Origin of the sequence: Dysgonomonas hofstadii (genome assembly GCF_014196915.1) — a bacterium.
Classification (GTDB): domain Bacteria; phylum Bacteroidota; class Bacteroidia; order Bacteroidales; family Dysgonomonadaceae; genus Dysgonomonas; species Dysgonomonas hofstadii.
The window spans coordinates 1-5,607 of record NZ_JACIEP010000034.1 but is presented as its reverse complement, the minus strand read 5'-3'; the positions used below and the strand labels follow the sequence as shown (position 1 = coordinate 5,607).

The following is a 5,607-nucleotide window of genomic DNA, read 5'->3' as shown; positions in this document are numbered from 1 at the left end:
AAAAACAAGAAAGTCCGCATATTTTAGTATGCGGACTTCACTTTCTTAAAAAACGGCGGTAACCTACTCTCCCACTGTTACGCAGTACCATCGGCACGACCGGGCTTAACTTCTCTGTTCGGAATGGGAAGAGGTGGATCCCCGGTGTTATAACCACCTGAAAATTGTTCAGTCAACAGTTAGCAGTCAGCAGTTTATACCATTATTCTGCCTGTATGCAAACCGACAACCGTATAAGTTGACATAATGTAAAAAGAGTAAGTATTGTTGTTATTATGTTTATATAGGTTATCAAACCTGTTTGTTTGTGGTGCAATGCACCTGAAGAAAGTTTCGGGCTATTAGTACTGCTCGGCTATGACATTACTGCCTTTACACCTACAGCCTATCAAGGTCGTAGTCTACAACCACCCTTATGAGGATATCTTATCTTGAGGCCGGCTTCGTACTTAGATGCTTTCAGCACTTATCCGATCCAGACTTAGCTACCCAGCGATGCTCCTGGCGGAACAACTGGTGAACCAGGGGTCTGTCCAACACGGTCCTCTCGTACTAGTGTCAGATCCCCGCAAATATCCCGCGCCCACGATAGATAGAGACCGAACTGTCTCACGACGTTCTGAACCCAGCTCGCGTGCCACTTTAATGGGCGAACAGCCCAACCCTTGGGACCTGCTCCAGCCCCAGGATGTGACGAGCCGACATCGAGGTGCCAAACCATTCCGTCGATATGAGCTCTTGGGAATGATCAGCCTGTTATCCCCGGAGTACCTTTTATCCTTTGAGCGATGGCCATTCCATACTGAAACCACCGGATCACTATGCTCTAGTTTCCTACCTGTTCGACTTGTTAGTCTCTCAGTCAAGCGTGCTTATACCATTACACTCTGCGAACGGTTACCAATCGTCCTGAGCACACCTTTAGAAGCCTCCGTTACTCTTTTGGAGGCGACCACCCCAGTCAAACTACCCACCATACACTGTCCTCTCATACCGAGAGTTAGACGCCAGACAATCAAAGGGCCGTATTTCAAGGATGGCTCCACTTGCACTAGCGTGCCCGCTTCATTGCCTCCGGCCTATCCTACACATCAAGTGCCCAACGTCAATGTAAAGCTATAGTAAAGGTTCACGGGGTCTTTTCGTCCCATCGCGGGTAATCGGCATCTTCACCGATACTACAATTTCACCGAGATCACAGTTGAGACAGTGTCAAGATCATTACACCATTCGTGCAGGTCGGAACTTACCCGACAAGGAATTTCGCTACCTTAGGACCGTTATAGTTACGGCCGCCGTTTACTGGGGCTTCAATTCAATGCTTCTCTTGCGATGACATCTCCTCTTAACCTTCCAGCACCGGGCAGGTGTCAGACTATATACTTCTAATTTCTTATTTGCATAGCCATGTGTTTTTGATAAACAGTTGCCTTGACCTATTCTCTGCGACCGCCATCGCTGACGGTACCCTTTATCCCGAAGTTACAGGGTCATTTTGCCTAATTCCTTAACTGTGAATCGCTCGAGCGCCTTAGTATTTTCAACCCGACTACGTGTGTCCGTTTACGGTACGGGTGCGGTAATGATTAGCGTTTAGCGGTTTTTCTCGGCAGCCGGCTTACCTACATTTTCTACGCTCCCGGGGGATTGTAGTACTTTCAGGTTCAGCTCCCAGGGCGGATTTGCCTACCCCGGTCAACGCCTACTCCCTTTAACCATCTAATCCGTCAGATGGCAGTAGTGTCACTTCTGCGTCCCCACTTCACTCATTACAGCAGTACCGGAATATTAACCGGTTCGTCCATCTGCATTGCCGTTCGGCTTAGCATTAGGGCCCGACTTACCCTGATCCGATTAGCGTTGATCAGGAATCCTTAGTCTTTCGGCGAGGGGGTTTCTCACCCCCTTTATCGTTACTTATACCTACATTTGCTTTTCTACACGCTCCAGAATACCTGACGGTACGCCTTCAACGCCGAGTAGAATGCTCCCCTACCGATAATATTTATCCCATAGCTTCGGTAACCAGTTTATGCCCGATTATTATCCACGCACGACCACTCGACTAGTGAGCTGTTACGCACTCTTTAAATGAATGGCTGCTTCCAAGCCAACATCCTAGCTGTCTTGGTAGTCATACTTCGTTAATTCAACTGAACTGATATTTGGGGACCTTAGCTGATGGTCTGGGTTCTTTCCCTCTCGGACATGGACCTTAGCACCCATGCCCTCACTCCCGGTAAACCTATTGTGCCCATTCGGAGTTTATCTGGACTTGATAGGCGGCGAAGCCCTCGCATCCAATCAGTCGCTCTACCTGACACAATAATATTAGCCGAGGCTGCACCTAAATGCATTTCGGGGAGTACGAGCTATCTCCAAGTTTGATTAGCCTTTCACCCCTACCCTCACGTCATCCGAAAACTTTTCAACGTTTACCGGTTCGGTCCTCCAGTTGGTGTTACCCAACCTTCAACCTGCACAAGGGTAGATCACTTGGTTTCGCGTCTACTACCACTGACTTTGGACGCCCTGTTAAGACTCGCTTTCGCTTCGGATCGGAACTTTATAATGTCCTTATCCTTGCCAGTGACAGTAACTCGTAGGTTCATTATGCAAAAGGCACGCCGTCACAGCTTACACTGCTCCGACCGCTTGTAGGCACATGGTTTCAGGGTCTATTTCACTCCTCTGTTCGAGGTTCTTTTCACCTTTCCCTCACGGTACTGGTTCGCTATCGGTCTCTCAGGAGTATTTAGCCTTACCGGATGGTCCCGGCAGATTCACACAGGATTTCTCGTGTCCCGCGCTACTCAGGATACTGCTAGGCTTCGAGTCTGATTCGTGTACGGGATTATCACCCTCTATGATACCTATTTCCAAAGGTTTCCACTTCAAACTTGTCGTGCCACAACGCAGTCCTACAACCCCAACCCTGCCTAAACAGGATTGGTTTGGGCTTTTCCCAGTTCGCTCGCCACTACTTTGGGAATCATTTTTATTTTCTTTTCCTCAGGGTACTTAGATGTTTCAGTTCCCCTGGTTAGCTCACTACATGGTAGTGTAATAACCTCTTCGGTTATTGGGTTGCCCCATTCGGAAATCCACGGATCAAGGGCTATTTGCGCCTTCCCGTAGCTTATCGCAGCTTATCACGTCCTTCTTCGCCTCTGAGAGCCAAGGCATCCCCCATGTGCCCTTTTTTACTTTCTTTTTTTCTTGCGAAAAGTTGACAAGGTACAAGATACAAGATACAAGTTGTTTAACTCGTCTACTCGTTTACTTGTCCACTTGTTTACTGTTTCGTGGGTTTGATTAATTATATTAAATATAACTAAACTTTACTTGCTCTTTTTGTTACATCATGTCAAAGATCGTTTTCAGTTGACGAGATACAAGATACAAGATACAAGTTGTTTAACTTGTCTACTTGTCTACTCGTTTACTCGTACCTGAGTGGTGGAGAATAACGGATTCGAACCGTTGACCCCCTGCGTGCAAGGCAGGTGCTCTAGCCAGCTGAGCTAATCCCCCGAAATCTAATTAGCAAATCCGGTAATTAGCAAATCCGGTAATTAAATGTTTTTTTCATTTGCTAATTTGCTAATTGTCTAATTTACCAATTGTTCGCTGCTTGAGCAGCGACGTAGTCCCAGGCAGAGTTGAACTGCCGACCTCTACATTATCAGTGTAGCGCTCTAACCAACTGAGCTATAGGACTGGCTTATTCTTCGGCCTGAAACTGGGTGCCAGCTTCTTGGTTTCTCGTTTCTCAGTGGAAAATGGATCGTGGATAGGGGAAAGTTACTAATCTTTCAATTTTCAACGCCCTGTTTTCAACTGAGTGTATATTTTTAACAACATATCCAAGTGTAGTACCTGCTGTCCTACATAAGGTACAGGTCTCCAGAAAGGAGGTGTTCCAGCCGCACCTTCCGGTACGGCTACCTTGTTACGACTTAGCCCCAGTCACCAGTTTTACCCTAGGACGCTCCTCAACGGTTACGTACTTCAGGTCCCCCCGGCTTCCATGGCTTGACGGGCGGTGTGTACAAGGCCCGGGAACGTATTCACCGCGCCATGGCTGATGCGCGATTACTAGCGAATCCAGCTTCACGGAGTCGAGTTGCAGACTCCGATCCGAACTGGGAGTGGCTTTGGAGATTAGCATCTGGTCGCCCAGTAGCTGCCCTTTGTACCACCCATTGTAACACGTGTGTCGCCCCGGACGTAAGGGCCGTGCTGATTTGACGTCATCCACACCTTCCTCGCAGCTTACGCCGGCAGTCTCATTAGAGTCCTCAGCTTGACCTGTTAGTAACTAATGATGTGGGTTGCGCTCGTTATGGCACTTAAGCCGACACCTCACGGCACGAGCTGACGACAACCATGCAGCACCTACACAATCGCCATTGCTGGAAATCTACTTTCATAGATCGTCGATTGCATTTCAAGCCCGGGTAAGGTTCCTCGCGTATCATCGAATTAAACCACATGTTCCTCCGCTTGTGCGGGCCCCCGTCAATTCCTTTGAGTTTCACCGTTGCCGGCGTACTCCCCAGGTGGATTACTTATCGCTTTCGCTTAGTCACATACTATCATATCGCATACAACTAGTAATCATCGTTTACGGCGTGGACTACCAGGGTATCTAATCCTGTTTGATCCCCACGCTTTCGTGCTTGAGCGTCAGTTATAGTTTAGTAAGCTGCCTACGCAATCGGAGTTCCTCGTTATATCTATGCATGTCACCGCTACACAACGAATTCCGCCTACTTCATCTATACTCAAGAATCCCAGTTTCAACGGCAGTTCCAACGTTGAGCGTTGGTATTTCACCGCTGACTTAAAATCCCGCCTGCGCACCCTTTAAACCCAATAAATCCGGATAACGCTCGCATCCTCCGTATTACCGCGGCTGCTGGCACGGAGTTAGCCGATGCTTATTCACAGGGTACATGCAATGACATACTCGTATGTCTTTTTATTCCCCTGTAAAAGAAGTTTACAACCCATAAGGCAGTCTTCCTTCACGCGATTTGGCTGGTTCAGGCTCTCGCCCATTGACCAATATTCCTCACTGCTGCCTCCCGTAGGAGTCTGGTCCGTGTCTCAGTTCCAGTGTGGGGGACAAACCTCTCAGTTCCCCTATCCATCGCTGACTTGGTAAGCCGTTACCTTACCAACTATCTAATGGAACGCATGCTCATCTACAACCGATAAATCTTTAACAAATAGTCCCAGGCGGGACCCCTGTTTTATGCGGTATTAGTCCGGATTTCTCCGGGTTATCCCCCTGTTGTAGGTAGATTACATACGCGTTACTCACCCGTGCGCCGGTCGCCACCAGTTGTATTGCTACTCCCGTGCTGCCCCTCGACTTGCATGTGTTAGGCCTATCGCTAGCGTTCATCCTGAGCCAGGATCAAACTCTTCTTTGTATATTTCTATTTCTAAGTCTTTCGATCCTATACCCTAATCTATCAATTTAATTGACGGTAGAACTTCTCTGAATTATGAATTGTGAATTAAAAATTATAAATCTCTAATCATTACAATATAATCCTTCCCAGTACTACACTTCTTGGATGTTGTTGTCATTTCTTT

The 5,607-nt window shown here is 47.6% G+C and carries 2 tRNA genes and 3 rRNA genes; all 5 read right to left on the bottom strand.

From position 1 onward, the window contains the following. Nucleotides 1–50 precede the first annotated feature (50 nt). Nucleotides 51–161 (bottom strand): 5S ribosomal RNA (rrf, locus tag GGR21_RS20680). A gap of 161 nt (nucleotides 162–322) precedes the next feature. Next, a 23S ribosomal RNA gene (locus GGR21_RS20675) occupies nucleotides 323–3,213 on the bottom strand. Nucleotides 3,214–3,457: 244 nt separating this feature from the next. Beyond that, nucleotides 3,458–3,534, bottom strand: a tRNA-Ala gene (locus GGR21_RS20670). Between the two features lie 113 nt (nucleotides 3,535–3,647). Continuing rightward, nucleotides 3,648–3,721, bottom strand: a tRNA-Ile gene (locus GGR21_RS20665). 189 nt (nucleotides 3,722–3,910) lie between these two features. Beyond that, nucleotides 3,911–5,441, bottom strand: a 16S ribosomal RNA gene (locus tag GGR21_RS20660). Together the 16S, 23S and 5S rRNA genes with 2 tRNA genes alongside form the textbook arrangement of a ribosomal RNA operon. Nucleotides 5,442–5,607 lie beyond the last annotated feature (166 nt).